This is a genomic window from Bacillus sp. V3B, assembly GCF_024494465.1.
Classification (GTDB): domain Bacteria; phylum Bacillota; class Bacilli; order Bacillales; family Cytobacillaceae; genus Bacillus_BD.
The window spans coordinates 104,669-121,233 of the sequence record NZ_JAETXM010000003.1 but is presented as its reverse complement, the minus strand read 5'-3'; the positions used below and the strand labels follow the sequence as shown (position 1 = coordinate 121,233).

The 16,565-nt window shown below is 39.1% G+C and carries 16 protein-coding genes; 1 reads left to right on the top strand and 15 read right to left on the bottom strand.

Annotated features, from left to right (window positions below; translation table 11 throughout):
* Window positions 1-150: 150 nt before the first annotated feature.
* From JMM81_RS06420 to JMM81_RS06360, 13 genes are all read right to left on the bottom strand, one after another.
* Complete coding sequence (locus tag JMM81_RS06420) at window positions 151-705, bottom strand: manganese efflux pump MntP (RefSeq protein WP_256240711.1); 555 nt, start codon at window positions 703-705, stop codon at window positions 151-153.
* A gap of 229 nt (window positions 706-934) precedes the next feature.
* Window positions 935-1,978, bottom strand: coding sequence for an L-threonylcarbamoyladenylate synthase (locus JMM81_RS06415; protein WP_256240854.1), 1,044 nt, complete (start codon window positions 1,976-1,978; stop codon window positions 935-937).
* A gap of 153 nt (window positions 1,979-2,131) precedes the next feature.
* Window positions 2,132-2,575: a GNAT family N-acetyltransferase gene (locus JMM81_RS06410; RefSeq protein ID WP_256240710.1), complete on the bottom strand. Its 444-nt coding sequence runs from the start codon at window positions 2,573-2,575 to the stop codon at window positions 2,132-2,134.
* Window positions 2,576-2,750: 175 nt separating this feature from the next.
* Complete coding sequence (gene spoIIR, locus JMM81_RS06405; protein WP_256240709.1) at window positions 2,751-3,752, bottom strand: stage II sporulation protein R; 1,002 nt, start codon at window positions 3,750-3,752, stop codon at window positions 2,751-2,753.
* A 195-nt stretch (window positions 3,753-3,947) separates the two neighbouring features.
* Complete coding sequence (gene prmC, locus JMM81_RS06400) at window positions 3,948-4,838, bottom strand: peptide chain release factor N(5)-glutamine methyltransferase (protein WP_256240708.1); 891 nt, start codon at window positions 4,836-4,838, stop codon at window positions 3,948-3,950.
* A gap of 3 nt (window positions 4,839-4,841) precedes the next feature.
* On the bottom strand, window positions 4,842-5,912 hold the full coding sequence (prfA, locus tag JMM81_RS06395) for a peptide chain release factor 1 (RefSeq protein WP_256240852.1): 1,071 nt from the start codon (window positions 5,910-5,912) through the stop codon (window positions 4,842-4,844).
* Between the two features lie 98 nt (window positions 5,913-6,010).
* Window positions 6,011-6,211, bottom strand: coding sequence for a 50S ribosomal protein L31 (gene rpmE / locus JMM81_RS06390; RefSeq protein WP_256240707.1), 201 nt, complete (start codon window positions 6,209-6,211; stop codon window positions 6,011-6,013).
* A 141-nt stretch (window positions 6,212-6,352) separates the two neighbouring features.
* Entirely contained in the window at window positions 6,353-7,618 is a 1,266-nt protein-coding gene (gene rho / locus JMM81_RS06385) for a transcription termination factor Rho (protein WP_305367731.1), read from the bottom strand.
* A 381-nt stretch (window positions 7,619-7,999) separates the two neighbouring features.
* The gene (glpX, locus tag JMM81_RS06380) at window positions 8,000-8,962 is read right to left on the bottom strand and encodes a class II fructose-bisphosphatase (protein WP_256240706.1); all 963 of its coding nucleotides are present in this window, start codon (window positions 8,960-8,962) and stop codon (window positions 8,000-8,002) included.
* Window positions 8,963-9,004: 42 nt separating this feature from the next.
* Window positions 9,005-10,291: a UDP-N-acetylglucosamine 1-carboxyvinyltransferase gene (locus JMM81_RS06375; protein WP_256240705.1), complete on the bottom strand. Its 1,287-nt coding sequence runs from the start codon at window positions 10,289-10,291 to the stop codon at window positions 9,005-9,007.
* A 518-nt stretch (window positions 10,292-10,809) separates the two neighbouring features.
* A complete protein-coding gene (gene fsa, locus JMM81_RS06370; protein ID WP_256240703.1) occupies window positions 10,810-11,454 on the bottom strand; it encodes a fructose-6-phosphate aldolase in 645 nt (214 codons plus the stop codon).
* Between the two features lie 199 nt (window positions 11,455-11,653).
* Window positions 11,654-12,511: a class II fructose-bisphosphate aldolase gene (locus tag JMM81_RS06365; RefSeq protein ID WP_256240702.1), complete on the bottom strand. Its 858-nt coding sequence runs from the start codon at window positions 12,509-12,511 to the stop codon at window positions 11,654-11,656.
* Between the two features lie 309 nt (window positions 12,512-12,820).
* The gene (locus JMM81_RS06360) at window positions 12,821-13,198 is read right to left on the bottom strand and encodes a response regulator (protein WP_256240850.1); all 378 of its coding nucleotides are present in this window, start codon (window positions 13,196-13,198) and stop codon (window positions 12,821-12,823) included.
* Window positions 13,199-13,391: 193 nt separating this feature from the next.
* On the opposite strand from JMM81_RS06360, the gene JMM81_RS06355 reads away from it, so the two are divergent.
* The gene (locus tag JMM81_RS06355) at window positions 13,392-13,913 is read left to right on the top strand and encodes a DUF2529 domain-containing protein (protein ID WP_375162354.1); all 522 of its coding nucleotides are present in this window, start codon (window positions 13,392-13,394) and stop codon (window positions 13,911-13,913) included.
* A gap of 69 nt (window positions 13,914-13,982) precedes the next feature.
* Here JMM81_RS06355 and JMM81_RS06350 read toward each other — a convergent pair whose 3' ends face one another.
* A complete protein-coding gene (locus JMM81_RS06350; RefSeq protein WP_256240698.1) occupies window positions 13,983-15,590 on the bottom strand; it encodes a CTP synthase in 1,608 nt (535 codons plus the stop codon).
* Between the two features lie 304 nt (window positions 15,591-15,894).
* Complete coding sequence (rpoE, locus tag JMM81_RS06345) at window positions 15,895-16,491, bottom strand: DNA-directed RNA polymerase subunit delta (RefSeq protein WP_305367729.1); 597 nt, start codon at window positions 16,489-16,491, stop codon at window positions 15,895-15,897.
* Between the last annotated feature and the right edge of the window lie 74 nt (window positions 16,492-16,565).

The following is a 16,565-nucleotide window of genomic DNA, read 5'->3' as shown; positions in this document are numbered from 1 at the left end:
AGCTAGTTCCATAGACATCGTTTGAATCTTTTTCTAATTTTTACAACTTGAAATCACTTCTTCTAAAATACGAATGGAAAGAAGCAGGCACTACCTTCTACTCCTAAAAAAACACCCATTAACAGGTGTCTTTTAACTTAATTACTTAGGTTAGAGCGGGAATAGTAACTTAATCCCAAAGAAAAGCAGTATCGCTCCGCCAAATACTTCACTATATTTGCCAAGCAATGCATGAACTCTTCGTCCAATCATGAGTCCAAGCCAAGATAAAAGGGTCGCACCTGCTCCAAAGCAAATAAGGACAAGAACGGTTTGTGCGCCATATATACCTAAAGATAATCCAACAGAGAAGCTATCAAGGCTGACACTTAGCGCAAAAACAAATAGGCCGTATCCAACTGGTGTCATTAGGCTCCCTTCCTGTTTTCCGAGGCTTGACCATATCATTTGCACGCCTAGTATTAGCAATAGAGCCCCACCGATATATGCAGCAATATGGCCAAATTGTTCCGATAAAAATCGACCCGCAATGATTCCAAAGAGCGGCATAAAAATATGAAAGATTCCGATCGTTACTCCAATTTTGAAAACTTGTCTTAGACCTAGCCTATACATCCCCATTCCTAAACTAATAGAAAAGGCATCCATTCCAAGTGCAAAGGCCATTATAATAATTGTGACGATTTCCCCAATGACTTCAGGCATCTTGATTCCCCCTCGGACGTGCTATTTCAACTTATGCATGTCCGAAGGTTTTTAGAAGCACTCATTTACGCGATACTTTCCCATTTAATATTAACTAACGGATACCTCTCTGATTTTTACGGATAACTTGAAAATCAGCTATCTTTCAAAAAAATACCAGGAACACGTCTGTTTCCTGGTCCAATCTTACATCTCAACAACTCTTAATTGAGACTTTCCCTTAAAAAAGTTATCCTTTTATCACTCGTTGACCTGCAGCTTTTAACAAACGATTCATAATGGCATTTCCTACCCCTTCATTTGGAAACATTTCACTATAAATAAGATCGACTTCTTGCTTATCAAAACTTCGTAATGCTTCATAAATCGAACTGGCCACCGTCTCGAGATATCTACGTTCCCCACATACGAAAACATAATCCGCATCATAGTAGGATTCATTTTCTTTTGTTGTCAGAACCCCTACCTTTAGACCTTCCTTCTTCCGCTCACGAATCAATGACTGAATCTGCTCCTTCGTCCCCTCTACAAGAGAGAGCGGCGCATCTGGTGCATAGTGTCGATATTTCATCCCAGGTGATTTTGGCGCTTCCGTTGCATCCGTTAATGCAGGGTCAGAATGGACCTCACCGATAACGGCTTCCATCTGCTCTTTCGTCACTCCACCTGGACGAAGAATGACCGGAATACTCGCTGTACAATCAATGACAGTCGATTCCACTCCAACACCTGTCGCTCCGCCGTCCACAATCCCAGCGATTCTTCCGTCTAGGTCTTCCTTTACATGACTCGCCGTTGTTGGGCTCGGCTTACCTGAACGATTCGCACTTGGTGCAGCAATCGGCAGCCCGCATCTTTTCAAAATCGCCATCGCAACCGGATGATCTGGCATTCTGACGGCAACAGTTTTCAATCCAGCTGTTGCTTTTTTGGAAAGAGAACCTTTTTTATAATTAAAAATAACCGTCAATGGTCCCGGCCAAAAATGATCCATTAATGTTTGAGCTTTATCTGAGACACGCTCAACAAATTCATCCAGTTGACTTTGTTGAGCAATATGGACAATTAAAGGATTATCACTCGGTCTTCCTTTTGCGACAAATATTTTCTCAACAGCTTGATCACTTTTCGCATTTCCTCCAAGGCCGTAAACTGTTTCAGTCGGAAAAGCAACGACCTCATTTTCTCTTAAAAGATCAGCAGCCTGTTTAATTTGTGGATTGTTTTCCAGACTATCCACAACTTTATCCACCGACCAATAATTTGTGTTCATCATCTTCCACCTTCAAAAGTTCTAAAATATGTTGTCCATTAAGCTATTTTCCTTTGAAAGTATAAAAGAAGATCATTCACAACTCAAGTCTTATCCACAAATTGTGGACAATAAAGTTGATTTTGTGGATAACTTTGTGGATATTCACAAAAATCAGAAAGTTAACTTCAAAAATTCAGAGTTATCCACAGTAAGAATATGTTGGACATGTTCAGATTGGCAAAGAACATTTGGTAAGTCTGTTTTATTTACTTGTTGAAAACCAAGAAGCTCGACTAGTTTCATCGCTCCTAATTTGTTTGTAGCCATAAAAATCTCTTTCATCCCTTTATCTTTTGCTAATAAGAACATTTGCTCAAACAATAGGAATAAATCGTTTTCTGAAGCTTGAGTCGTCATCACAAGAGAACGTAATAGACCCACGTCACCAAATGGCTCCATGCCGATGGTAGCTTCTATTCTCCCACTCTCATCCTCCATAATTAAAAAGGAATCAATCGTTTCCGCTATACCATCTGTATTTAACCCTACCTGTTTTAAAAAAGCCACTAAGCTTTGTGTATCTTCAATCTCTGCACGACGAATAACTGAGTTCATTTTCCTTCCCCCTATTTTCAACTATTAATCTATGAATATGAAAAGATAGAGAAAGTAGAACCTGATTTTCCTTTATTTTTACGGTTGGAGTAAAATGGAGTTACGTTTCACTTAGCCGACCCGGAATAAAATAAGGAAGAAGAGGTCACTTTCTACCTTCTTCTTCCCTATTCGTTTAACCAAATATTTCATCCCATATTTCTTTTATAAAAAATTTTACTTCTACAGGCCCTTCGTCTTCTTTTATATAAACGGGAGGTTGTTCTATTTTCTGATTAGCTACCTGTTTTTTATTGCTTTCTTTAACTGCCTCTACTGATTCCTTTTGTTCCTCTGCTTCCTTTTCTTCTACCTCTTCAAACCCTTCACTTACTGCCACTGTCTCTTGTTCATTGCCTTCTTCAACCGTCTCTACTGGTTCCCTTTGTTCCTCTGCTTCCTTTTCTTCTGCCTCTTCAAACCCTTCACTTACTGCCACTGTCTCTTGTTCATTGCTTTCTTCAATCGTCTCTACTGATTCCTTTTGTTCCTCTGCTTCCTTTTCTTCTGCCTCTTCGAATCCTTCTTCACTTACTGCCACTGTCTCTTGTTCATTGCTTTCTTCAACCGTCTCTACTGGTTCCCTTTGTTCCTCTGCTTCCTTTTCCTCTGCCTCATCAAATCCTTCACTTACTGCCACACCGTTTGAGAAATCAAGGAAGCATAGAGGTGGGAATAAGACGCACCACCAATTTGCACCTACTCCTTCTCCAAGCGTAATGAGAATAGCTTCATACTCACCGGCAGGGTATAAAAACTGTCCATATAACTTAGTCGGGAATTCTACTTTTCCAAACTCAACTTTCACTGTTTGGTTTACGTTTTCTTTTTCAAGAACTTGTTCTGCAATCTGTTGAAGCTCTGGTAAGCCAGATTGCATGATCTTTTTTGCTTTTTCTTTTGACGCGATAGCTGAAACCCATTTGGTAATTTCTTTATTCACTTCATCTCTAACCAACCTTTTGATTTCTTGATCTTGCACACTATCACTGTTGGCCAGTATTCGAAGGCGAATCGCATCATTTGGTATAATAAGCGCGTCATTCGCGGTTACTTCATTTTTAGGAATATATAAGCTGAAAATAGTACCGATTGATAGGAATAATAAATAAATGATTGCTAGATATTGCCTTTTCATCTCTGACACCGTCCCTTCACTAACCCATTGTGGACACAATGCCAGGTTTTTAAACTAGTAAAAATAAAAAATATGAATTTAACAAGAGCAAACGGAAGATCAGGTGCACCCTATCCCCGAAATAAGTGGATTTATCATTAATAAATGATAAAAAAAAGGTCCATTTACGGTGCCTGGCACCGCAGATGGACACTTTTAGCTATTCTGTCTTTTTGCGGTGTCAGGCACCGATCCTATTGTGGCGAAGACGATGCGGTCTTTGCCATTAATATCGTAGACGGTTTCTATTTTGGCGGTTGGTAATGCCTGCTGCAGTAGACCTGTGACGGCTTCGCTTTGTCCAGCACCGACCTCAAAGCCAACGAGCGCTTTTTCCTTTAAAACGAAAGGAAGCTCTTCTGCTAGCCTTCGATACAAATCAAGTCCATCTTCTCCAGCAAAAAGGGCCCCATGTGGTTCATGATCTGTGACGACGACAGACATACTCCTCTTGTCTTCAAGCGGGATATAAGGTGGATTAGAGATCACTACAGCAAATTTTTTCCCTTTCTCTAGAAAAGGCTGTAGTAAATCTCCTGTTTCAAATTGAACATCTGCAGAAAGGTGTGCAGCATTTTCAGAAGCCACTCTAAGAGCAGCTTCCGAAATATCACTTGCTGTTACGTTAAGCTGGGGTCTCTCCAATTTAAGTGTTAACGCAATCGCACCGCTTCCTGTTCCAACATCAACTACATCCACAACCTCATTCTTCCCAAATAACTCTTCGATACGTTGTATAGCTCCCAATACAAGCTCCTCTGTTTCAGGACGTGGAATCAACACATGTTCATTTACAGCAAACGACCTCCCGTAAAACTCTTCAAACCCCATGATATACTGAACAGGCTTCCCTTCAGCATGAAGAATGACAGCGTCTTGAAAGCGAAAGAACACATCCTGATCAAGCTCCTCACGCAAATTCGCTAGTAACGTCGAACGATCCATATGTAAGAAAAAACGCAGCAATAGTTCTCCAGCGTTTTCATCACGTTTATGCTCACTAAAAAAAGAAGAAGCCCATTGAAGAGCTTCGTACACTTTACCCATTGCTTAATCCTCTGCACTTTCCAAGTTACTTGACTGCTCTTCCATAATAAGAGCATTAACCACATCATCAAGCTTTCCTTGCAGGATTTGATCCAGTTTCTGAATCGTTAAACCAATACGGTGGTCTGTTACACGATTTTGTGGGAAATTATAAGTTCGAATACGTTCTGAACGGTCACCCGTTCCAACTGCCGATTTTCGTTGTTGATCAACCTCTGCCTGTGCTTCCCGTTGAAACTTATCATACACACGGGCACGAAGAACCTTCATCGCTTTTGCTTTATTTTTGATTTGTGACTTCTCATCTTGACAAGAAACAACCGTACCTGTTGGTAAATGTGTAAGACGAACCGCTGACATGGTCGTGTTTACACTTTGTCCACCTGGTCCGCTTGAGGCAAACGTATCGACACGGATATCCTTTTCATGAATCTCAATTTCTACTTCCTCTGTTTCAGGAAGACAGGCAACCGTTGCTGTTGACGTATGAATGCGTCCACCTGATTCCGTTTCCGGAACGCGCTGAACCCGGTGTGCACCATTTTCAAATTTCAACTTTGAATAGGCACCACGACCATTAATCATAAAGATAATCTCTTTATAGCCACCAACACCAGATGAGCTTGCATCAATGACCTCAATCTTCCAACCTTGTGTTTCTGCAAACTTACTATACATACGATATAAGTCAGCAGCAAATAGAGCGGCTTCATCTCCACCAGCAGCACCACGAATCTCCATGATTACGTTTTTATCATCATTCGGGTCTTTCGGAATTAATAGAATTCTTAATCGAGCCTCAAGTTCTTCTACTTGATCTTCCAACTCGTGCATTTCTTCTTTCACCATTTCCCGCATGTCCGGGTCAAGCTTTTCATCTAACATTTCTTTTGCTTCTTTTAACTGTTCATGTACCTCTTTGTATTCACGATAAGCATGAACCGTCTCTTGTATATCGGATTGCTCCTTGGAGTAATCACGTAACTTCTTTGAGTCATTTACAATCGATGGATCACTTAATAGCTCGTTTAGCCTATCATAGCGATCTTCAACTGCTTGCAGACGATCAAACATTTGCATTCATATTCACCTCTTTTTTTATATTACCCTATATTAAGACATTAAAAAACAGGCAAGAATAAAAATCTGCCTGTTTTGCATTGCGTTTTACATTACTTAATGCCGTATTTTTTATTGAAACGATCGACACGACCGCCTGCTTCAGCAAACTTTTGACGTCCTGTGTAGAATGGGTGACATTCTGAACATGTCTCAACACGGATGCTTTCTTTCGCTGATACGGTTTCAAATTCATTACCACATGAACATTTCACCGTGGCTTTTGTATAATTTGGATGAATTCCTGATTTCATACCTTTCATCTCCTTCCGCCCTGAATCTTTCGAAACAGAGTTATATGTGACAGCGCAAATAATATACGCTCTAGTACTGAAAAACACTCTTCATATTATAGCAAGGTCTATTTCCAATTGCAACTTCATATTTTTCCCTGATTAAGATCTTTTTGCTTTCACTTCATCTTTTAATTGAGCAAAGAAGTCTTCATTTGACTTTGACTGCTTTAATTTACGGAGGAACTTTTCCCCAAAGTCTGAGGAATCTGACATCGATTTACGAATCGCCCATAATAAATCAAGCTGATCTTTCGGAATAAGAAGTTCTTCTTTCCTTGTACCCGAACGACGAATGTCGATTGCAGGGAAAATTCTTCTTTCTGCTAGAGAGCGATCGAGATGAAGTTCGAGATTTCCTGTTCCTTTAAACTCTTCATAAATGACGTCATCCATCCTTGAGCCTGTATCCACAAGAGCAGTGGCTAATATCGTTAAGCTACCACCTTCTTCAATATTACGGGCAGCCCCGAAAAAGCGTTTTGGACGGTGGAAAGCAGCGGGGTCAATTCCTCCTGATAGTGTACGTCCACTTGGCGGAATGACGAGATTGTATGCACGCGCCAGCCTTGTGATACTATCCATTAAAATGACCACATCACGCTTATGCTCAACAAGACGCATCGCACGCTCCAACACTAATTCAGCCACTTTAATATGGTTCTCAGGCACTTCATCAAATGTTGAACTAACAACATCTCCAGCAACGGAACGTTCAATATCTGTTACTTCTTCTGGTCGCTCATCAATGAGGAGAACAATTAATTCGGCTTCTGGATGGTTCGTTGTGACGCTGTTAGCAATCTCTTTAATAAGCATCGTTTTACCTGCTTTTGGCGGCGCCACAATCAACCCACGCTGACCAAACCCAACAGGTGCAACCACATCCATGATTCGTGTGGAAATATTTCCATGTGACGTTTCTAGTTTCATTTGACGGTCCGGATATAAAGGTGTTAAACCTGGAAAATGAACACGTTCCTTCGAGGTCTCTGGATCAGCTCCATTCACCGCCTCCACTTGAAGCAAGCCAAAATAACGTTCATTTTCTTTTGGTGGCCGTACCTTTCCTGATACTTTATCTCCATTGCGCAAATCGAAGCGGCGGATTTGTGAAGCAGAAATATAAATATCTTCGGAACTTGGTGAGTAATTGATCGGTCTTAAAAAACCGAAACCTTCTGATTGAATAATTTCGAGGACACCTTCCATAAAAAAGTACCCTTCTTGTTCAGCACGTGCTTTTAAGATGGCAAAAATTAATTCTTTTTTCGTGAGCTTACTGTAGTATGATACTTTATATTCTCTAGCTAATTCATAAAGTTCTTTCAACTTCATATTTTCTAAAATTGATATATTTAATCCCATGATTACACCACTCTTTTGAATTTTCTATCATTCCCGGAACCAGCAGAATCCTCTGGCATGACATTATGAAAGGCAAAGGAAAGATTATATTTATATTGAGGTACTATTAAAAATTGAAGAATGTCTTTTACGTGAGTATTGATCAAGCGAAGACAAAAATATTCTCTATTTTACCCTCTAAGGTGAAAATAAATCAATCTATTTTTTAAAAAAGGGAATGAATTGAATTGTTATCTTTCTAGAACTGGGGCTGACTCAAGGAAAGATATCAGACACTACTAGTCAATACCTAGTGCAAACAATGAGGATGGAGCATCTAAATATTGGTTTGTCAGTAGTGTCGGACACTTTATGAGTTACTCTAGTTATGTTTCTCTTTCATTATTTCATGACTAAATGAGGTTTCTTTTCTAAGCTATGTCGACCTTCGATAAAACGAACTGTACCTGATTTTGCACGCATAACAACAGAATGGGTTGTTGCATATCCATGTGTGAATTGGACTCCACGTAATAATTCTCCATCTGTTATACCTGTTGCAGCAAAAATAGCGTCATCACCTTTTACTAGATCTTCCATAAGCAAGACTTTATTTGGGTCTACGCCCATTTCCTTACAACGTGCAAGTTCTTCGTCATTTTGCGGAAGTAACTTCCCTTGTAACTCTCCACCTAGACATTTCAAAGCAACGGCTGCAAGTACACCCTCTGGTGCCCCACCTGATCCTAATAATAAGTCAACTCCAGTATGATCGAATGCCGTGTTGATCGCTCCTGCTACGTCACCAGCTTCAATTAACTTAATCCGAGCACCTGATTCACGAACTTGACTAATAATATCTTGATGACGTTCACGGTTTAATATCGTCACGACAACATTTTCGATTGGCTTATTTTTTGCTTTGGCAACGGCTTTAATATTATCAATAACCGGTGCATCAATATCGATCATCCCAACAGATTCAGGTCCTACAGCAATTTTATCCATATACATATCTGGAGCATGAAGAAGATTTCCTTGATCGGCAATCGCAAGCACGGCAAGGGCATTCCATCCACCTGCTGCGACGATTTCTGTCCCTTCAACTGGATCGACAGCCACATCAACCGCTGGTCCGACCCCTGTTCCTAATTTCTCACCGATATAAAGCATCGGTGCCTCATCCATTTCGCCTTCACCAATTACAACAACACCTTGCATCGGTACCGTATCAAATACATCACGCATAGCAGTTGTTGCAGCATCATCGGCTTCATCTTTTTTTCCTCTACCCATCCAGCGAGCTGATTCCTGTGCTGCACCTTCTGTTACACGAACTAATTCCATTGTTAAACTTCTTTCCATTTTTCTTCCTCCCAAAATTCTAGCTTTTCATGTTTTCCTTCGTTAAGCATTTTTCGTTTGTTCTATTTCTTGGTGAGATAGGCTCTCACGCCAAACGGTCGCACCCAATCCATTTAATTTCTCTACCATATGACTATAACCTCTATCAATATGTTCAAGACCTGTTACTTCTGTTACCCCATTAGCTATTAGTCCAGCAATCACAAGCGCAGCACCTGCTCGTAAATCACTCGCTTTCACTTTTGCTCCTTCTAGCTGAATCGGTCCACTAATAACGGCAGAGCGTCCTTCTACTTTGATTTTTGCATTCATTCTTCTTAATTCATCAATATGTTTAAAACGAGCTCCATAAATGGTATCAGTTACCATACTTGTTCCCTCTGCCCTTGTTAATAGAGAAGTAAGAGGTTGCTGCAAGTCTGTTGGAAAACCTGGATAGACAAGCGTTTTAATATCGACGGCTTTCATTTTTGGAACAGAACGAACAAAGATTTGGTCATCCTTTATATCAATTTGGACGCCCATTTCACGAAGTTTTGCAATTAAGGATTCCAAATGTTGTGGAATCACATTATCAATGAGGATACCCTCTCCCGCTGCTGCCCCAAGAATGATATAGGTACCTGCTTCAATGCGGTCAGGAATAATCGTATGGCGGCAACCATGTAGCTTGTCTACACCATCGATTCGAATGACATCTGTACCTGCCCCTTTGATTTTTGCTCCCATATTTGTCAAAAGGGTTGCAACATCAATGATTTCAGGTTCCTTTGCCGCATTTTCAATAACTGTACGTCCTTTTGCACGAACAGCTGCTAGCATAATATTAATGGTAGCTCCAACACTGACAACATCCAAGTAAATACGTGCACCCTTTAGTTGTTCTGCACGTAAATAGATGGCACCTTGTTCATTGCTTACACTTGCACCAAGTGCTTCAAAACCTTTTATATGCTGATCGATGGGTCTTGGCCCGAGATGACACCCACCAGGCAAACCAATGGCAGCTTTATTAAAACGACCCAGCATCGCTCCCATTAAATAATAGGAAGCACGAAGCATCTTGACTTTTCCGTTTGGCAAGGGCATGGAAATCATGGAAGAGGGGTCTACGGTCATGTCATGATCTGAAATGGCTACTCTCCCACCTACTTCTTCTAGCAATCCTTTTAAAATCTGGACATCAGAAATATCAGGTAGTCCTTCAATCGTTACAGGAGAATCAGCTAAAATAGTTGCTGGAATTAAGGCAACTGCACTATTTTTTGCACCACTAATCCGAACGGTTCCTTTTAACGAGTAGCCACCTGCAATCATTAATTTTTCCATTTTCTACTCCCTTCCAATTCATGTTGTACGAAAAACGTTTCCTTCTACTAAGAAAAGCGCAAGAGTCTTCGGAACAAGACAAGCCTGTGACCTCAAGGGGGATAGGCTACTTACTTACGCTAAACAGGAATCAACGGTCAAAATTCACACTTTCTTTTGTACAAATAATCCTATTGACCCTTTTTCCAAAGCATATATTCATAGTCATTTTTCTATTAATAAGCCAAATGATCTTTACCTTTCTATTTTACACAAAAAAGAGGTTACATCTATCAAATCGGAAAAACTTTCCCTTTTTTATTCATTTTTTAAAAAATAATATGTTGGAATAATAAAATGGCTATGGTCATTCGAGGGTTAAAGATGACTTAAACAATAATCAATCAGCTTTTCTTATTTGTTTAGTTGCGGCTCCTAGCAACTCGGGTCATAAGTCAATCCGGCAGAAAGGGTAAAGAACAACCTTCCCACCAGCTCGCCTTATGCCTGTCGTTCCTGAACAGTCGCCTTCACTTTTCTTATGAAAGTGTTTTCCAGTCAGCAAGGAATGCTTCAATTCCTTTGTCTGTTAACGGATGGCTAAATAATTGTTTAATGATTTTGTATGGAATCGTTGCGATATGTGCACCTCTTAAAGCGGCATCCGTTACATGTTGAGGATGTCTAATGGAAGCTGCAATAATTTCTGTTTCAATTCCATGAATGGTAAAAATGTCAGCAATCGTTGAAATAAGATCAAGCCCATTATGTCCGATATCATCTAATCTTCCTAGGAAAGGCGATACATATGTAGCACCGGCTCTTGCAGCTAGCAATGCTTGATTGGCACTGAAAATAAGCGTTACATTTGTTTTAATGCCTTCTTTTGATAAGGCTGCAACTGCAGTCATCCCATCTGGAGTCATTGGGATTTTCACGGTCAGATTTGGAGCAATTGCTGCCAACTCTTTTCCTTCCCTAATCATCCCTTCCGCATCAAGCGCAATCACTTCTCCACTAACTGAACCAGGAACAAGTGATGTAATCTCACGAAGGCGATCATGGAAGGAGATATTTTTCTCTTTTGCCACTAATGAAGGATTTGTCGTTACACCTGAGATAAACCCTAATTCATAAGCTTCTTTAATTTCTTCCATATTTGCAGTATCGATAAAAAACTTCATCCGTATACCTCTTTCATTTTAAAATTTTTTACATCTTTTAAATTTTTCCCATCTATTGTTCATTCTACCACGCTTAATTAAAAATCTTACACAAAATGTCGATTTCATAGGACAGTTGTATGATCAACGAGTTGAAAAATACGCTGAAACCGCCCTGTCAAAAGGCGGTTTCACTATATACTTAAAAAATTAAAATGATTTAAGCTTTACCTGCAGAACCAAACTCGCGAATTTTACCAATAACCGTTTCTTTAATGGCTTCACGTGCAGGCCCTAAATATTTACGTGGATCGTACATACTAGGATTATCTGCCAATACTTCACGAATACGTTTCGCTGAAGAAATTTGATTTTCCGTATTGACATTGATTTTTGCTGTTCCTAACGATATCGCCTTTTTAATATCCTTCGTTGGAATCCCTGTTCCACCATGAAGAACGAGCGGAACATCCGCAAGGTTTCCGATTTCTTCCATCTCTTTAAAACCTAAGTTTGGCTCCCCTTTATATGGACCATGAACAGATCCGAGTGCAGGAGCTAAACAATCAATTCCTGTACGTTTGACAAGTTCATCACATTCTTTGGCATCTGCATAAATAACGCCATTTGCTACTACGTCATCTTCTTGTCCGCCAACCGTACCTAATTCAGCTTCAACAGAAATCCCTTTTGCATGAGCATATTCGACTACTTTTGAAGTAAGTTCAATATTCTCTTCAAATGGATGATGAGAAGCATCTATCATAACAGATGTAAAGCCAGCCTCAATCGCTTCTTTACATTTTTCAAAACTAGAGCCATGATCTAAATGAATCGCAACTGGAACCGTTACCTTAAGATCCTCTAACAAACCTTCAATCATTTTTACAACGGTTTTGAACCCGCTCATATAACGCCCTGCGCCTTCAGAAACCCCTAAAATAACCGGTGATTTCTCTTCTTCAGAAGCCTGAAGAATCGCTTGGGCAAATTCAAGATTATTTACATTAAATTGGCCGACTGCATAACCTTCTGCCTTTGCCTTTTTCAACATATCAGTCATAGAAACTAACGGCATCTGTGTTCCCCCTTACTGTTATCTGGTTTATTCCATTAGGATAGGTTCGCAACTATTGTAAGTTTCTCTCTACCGCTAAAAATATGTAATCATTCAGTTCCACTTATCCATTGGAATTCCATTTGTATCATATCAAAATAATAATAGAAATGCTAATATTCCTGATCAGTTTTATACACTATCAGGAATAAATGGAAGAAATATTATACGTGTTCTAATCGGAATTTTTTCAGCAAATAGCTAGCGTCTCCATATACTTCCCCCTCCTAAAATCCTAAGATATTTTCCGGAAAGGGGACTTATGGACTATTAAGCCGATGGAAATTCAGCTAAGTACTTTTTTACGGTTACCCGAATATCTTCAATATCAAAAGGTTTAGCAAAATGAGTGATCGCACCTAAATCGATTGCTTCTTGAATCATATCCAATTCACCATACGCCGTCATGATAATGGCTTTAATATTCGGTTCGATTTTCTTCATTCGCTTTAAAATTTCAATGCCATCCATACCTGGGATTTTCATATCAAGTAAAACAAGGTCTGGTACATTTTCATTCACTATTTCCAATGCCTGGAGACCATTTGCCGCTTGATAGGTATCATAGCCTTCCTTTTGCAGTACTTCATTCAGTAAAATTCGGATTCCGAACTGATCATCTACTATAAGAATCTTCTTTTTCATTATGACACCTCTTCCCCTTTATTTAATACGTTTAATTGACATGTTCATTTATATTCAGTATTTAATTCTATATCCCCTTGTAAAATCCCTTCCTTTTTTGTCAGATTTAACATAGCCGCTGTTAAAGTTTATTTTACCTTTACTCTGTAAACTTTTATAATAGAACAACAAATGGAGGCGATTTAATTTGTTAAAAATGTTTACCACACAATTACATGGTTTATTTCAACGCATCCAAGAGAAACAATCGGAATGGATTGAAGATGGCGCTCGTTTACTTGCACAGGCGGCTATTGCAGATCATACGATTTACGTATATGGGACAGCTGAAATGGATGCTGTTGTGTGTGAAGCACTAAAAGGTGCTGAGCCCCTTAGCCATACAACCTCTTTACATTCTGTTGATGACTTGGGACAACTCACAATGATGGATCGTGTACTGCTTGTTTCTCGCTATTCCACTGATTCAGAAGCACTTCAATTGGCTAAAAAACTCTCTGAAAAGGGAATTCCTTTTGTTGCTATAGCTTCTCACATCGAATCAAACAAAGAAACCATCGTTGATCTGGCTGATGTTCACATTGATTTACAGTTAAAAAAGGGATTGATACCCAATGACGATGGGGGACGCAGTGGATATCCTTTTTCAATGGCTGCTTTATTTGTTTATTATGCCTTAAAATTGACCATTGAGGAAATTTTAGTGGAATATGAATAAATATTTTTCAAAAAAGAGCTTTGTTTCAAATGAAACAAGGCTCTTTTTTGATTGTCCGCGAAGGGATCCTTACTTTTCTTCTCTATGTTTTAAAGATGCTCCGATAAATTCACGGAATAATGGTTGCGGACGGTTTGGTCTTGATATAAACTCTGGATGGAATTGTGACGCTACAAACCATGGGTGATCAGCGAGTTCAACGACTTCAACTAAACGGCTATCAGGGCTTGTTCCAGAGAAAATAAAGCCTTCCTTCTCCATCATTTGACGATAATGATTATTGAACTCATAACGATGACGATGACGTTCATATACCACTTCATCTTGATAGGCTTCATACGCCTTTGTACCTTCCGTCAACTTACAAGGATATAAACCTAGGCGGAGCGTACCACCAAGATCTTCAACATCCTTTTGTTCTGGAAGCAAATCAATGATTGGGTGTGATGTTTCAGGATTAATTTCAGCCGAATGCGCTCCCTGTAAAGAAAGGACATTTCGTGCAAATTCAATCGATGCCAATTGCATACCAAGACAAATTCCAAAGAATGGTCTCTTTTGTTCACGAGCATATTGAATGGCCGCGATCTTTCCTTCAATTCCACGGTCACCGAATCCACCTGGAACAAGAACTCCGTCTACATTTTCTAACTGTTCAGCGACATTCTCCACATTTAAATCCTCAGAATTAATCCATTTAATATCAATGTCTGAATCAAACGAATAACCTGCATGTTTTAATGCTTCTACAACAGAAAGGTATGCATCTTGTAGTTCAACATACTTACCAACAAGACCAATCGTTGTCTTTTTAGAAAGATTACGCACTTTCTCAAGAAGCGCTGTCCATTCTGTCATGTCAGCTTCACGGCAATTTAGTTTAAGATGATTGCAGACAATTGAATCCATTTTTTGTTCTTGTAGTGCTGGTGGTATGGCTAGTAGATGGTCTGCGTCTTGACATTCAATAACTGATTTTTTATCGATATCACAGAAAAGGGCAATCTTATCTTTCATATCTTGTGTAATCGGCATTTCCGTACGAACAACAATAATATTCGGTTGAATACCAAGGCTACGTAATTCTTTTACGCTATGTTGAGTGGGTTTTGTTTTCATTTCACCTGCTGCTTTAATGTATGGTACAAGCGTACAGTGAATATACATCACGTTTTCAGAACCAATATCACTTTTCACTTGACGGATGGCTTCTAAAAATGGAAGTGATTCGATATCTCCAACGGTACCACCAATTTCTGTAATAACAACATCGGCGTTTGTTTCACTGCCTGAACGGAATAAACGCTCTTTAATTTCGTTCGTAATATGAGGAATAACTTGGACCGTTCCTCCTAAATAATCACCACGACGTTCTTTTTTCAAAACAGCTGAATATACTTTACCTGTTGTAACGTTACTGTATTTATTAAGATTAATATCAATAAAGCGTTCATAGTGTCCTAAGTCTAGATCCGTTTCAGCACCATCGTCTGTTACGAATACTTCACCGTGCTGGTAAGGACTCATTGTACCAGGGTCCACGTTAATATATGGATCAAACTTCTGAATCGTTACGCTAACACCACGGTTTTTTAATAGTCGTCCTAATGAGGCCGCTGTAATTCCCTTTCCAAGTGACGATACAACGCCACCTGTTACAAAAATATATTTTGTCATGGTTTATTTTCCCCCTCAATAACAGTTTGTACAGATTTTCTTCTGTTTAAAGACAAATAATTGATTCAATATTATTATGATCTAGCTTCTCGCTTCTAAGCACCAAGTAACTCTTTTTCAAATGATTTCAAAGAAATAAGTTCACTTTGGTCCACAGGAACTTACGCTTTTCTTATAAAAAAATAAAAACGCTCCACTTACTTAAATAAAGTAAGGGAGCGCTACTCTCGTTTATTTTATCGTTCTTCTTAAAAGAGCCCAAAAATGATTCTACAAGTAGAGTATCAAAAAGTCAAGACGATTTTCACTTATCTTCTTTATCAGCTGAATCGGAATCTTCGTCTAATTCTTCTTCCTCTTCGTCATCATCATCAAATTCTTCTTTTAAATCCTCATCCAAATCCTCATCCAAATCTTCATCATCATCGTCATCGTCGTCATCATCTAGTAAATCCTCATCTAGCAAGTCAATATCATCGTCGTCATCATCTTCTTCTTCAACAAATACCTCTAATTCCTCTAGTTCTACTTCGACAGGATCATCAAAGCCAGCGTCCAAATCAATTTCTTTATCGACCGCTTTTTTCTTTGCCTTTTTCTTCTTTTTCGCTTTAACAGGATTGACAATTTCTTCTACAACTTGATCAACCGGATACCAAACCCTTAAACCCCATTGATTATCACCAATCGCTAAAAAGCGACCATCAATATTTAAATCTGTATAAAATTGAGCAATTTTCTCTTTCATTTCTTTTTCTGTTAACCCTTTTAACTTGGCAGTTTCATCTACTATTTCTTTAAAAGATAAGGCTTGTTTTTTATCAGTTAGTAATTCATATGCAATCTCTATTAAAGACATTTCTTGTACTTCTTCTTTTGAGTATTCTTGTAATAAACTCAAGGTCCGCACTTCCTTTCTATCTCACACTATTCATCATTAAGGATCATGGCAAAATCAATCATTTTAATAAAGCA

Bases quoted from the DNA above. Each gene is read 5' to 3' on its own strand.
- JMM81_RS06375 (WP_256240705.1), bottom strand. From the start codon at position 10,291: ATGGAAAAATTAATGATTGCAGGTGGCTACTCGTTAAAAGGAACCGTT.
- prmC (WP_256240708.1), bottom strand. From the start codon at position 4,838: ATGGGTAAAGTGTACGAAGCTCTTCAATGGGCTTCTTCTTTTTTTAGT.
- prfA (WP_256240852.1), bottom strand. From the start codon at position 5,912: ATGTTTGATCGTCTGCAAGCAGTTGAAGATCGCTATGATAGGCTAAAC.
- rho (WP_305367731.1), bottom strand. From the start codon at position 7,618: ATGGGATTAAATATATCAATTTTAGAAAATATGAAGTTGAAAGAACTT.
- JMM81_RS06415 (WP_256240854.1), bottom strand. From the start codon at position 1,978: ATGAACACAAATTATTGGTCGGTGGATAAAGTTGTGGATAGTCTGGAA.
- fsa (WP_256240703.1), bottom strand. From the start codon at position 11,454: ATGAAGTTTTTTATCGATACTGCAAATATGGAAGAAATTAAAGAAGCT.
- JMM81_RS06350 (WP_256240698.1), bottom strand. From the start codon at position 15,590: ATGACAAAATATATTTTTGTAACAGGTGGCGTTGTATCGTCACTTGGA.
- spoIIR (WP_256240709.1), bottom strand. From the start codon at position 3,752: ATGAAAAGGCAATATCTAGCAATCATTTATTTATTATTCCTATCAATC.
- JMM81_RS06420 (WP_256240711.1), bottom strand. From the start codon at position 705: ATGCCTGAAGTCATTGGGGAAATCGTCACAATTATTATAATGGCCTTT.
- rpmE (WP_256240707.1), bottom strand. From the start codon at position 6,211: ATGAAATCAGGAATTCATCCAAATTATACAAAAGCCACGGTGAAATGT.
- JMM81_RS06355 (WP_375162354.1), top strand. From the start codon at position 13,392: ATGTTTACCACACAATTACATGGTTTATTTCAACGCATCCAAGAGAAA.
- JMM81_RS06365 (WP_256240702.1), bottom strand. From the start codon at position 12,511: ATGCCGTTAGTTTCTATGACTGATATGTTGAAAAAGGCAAAGGCAGAA.
- glpX (WP_256240706.1), bottom strand. From the start codon at position 8,962: ATGGAAAGAAGTTTAACAATGGAATTAGTTCGTGTAACAGAAGGTGCA.
- JMM81_RS06410 (WP_256240710.1), bottom strand. From the start codon at position 2,575: ATGAACTCAGTTATTCGTCGTGCAGAGATTGAAGATACACAAAGCTTA.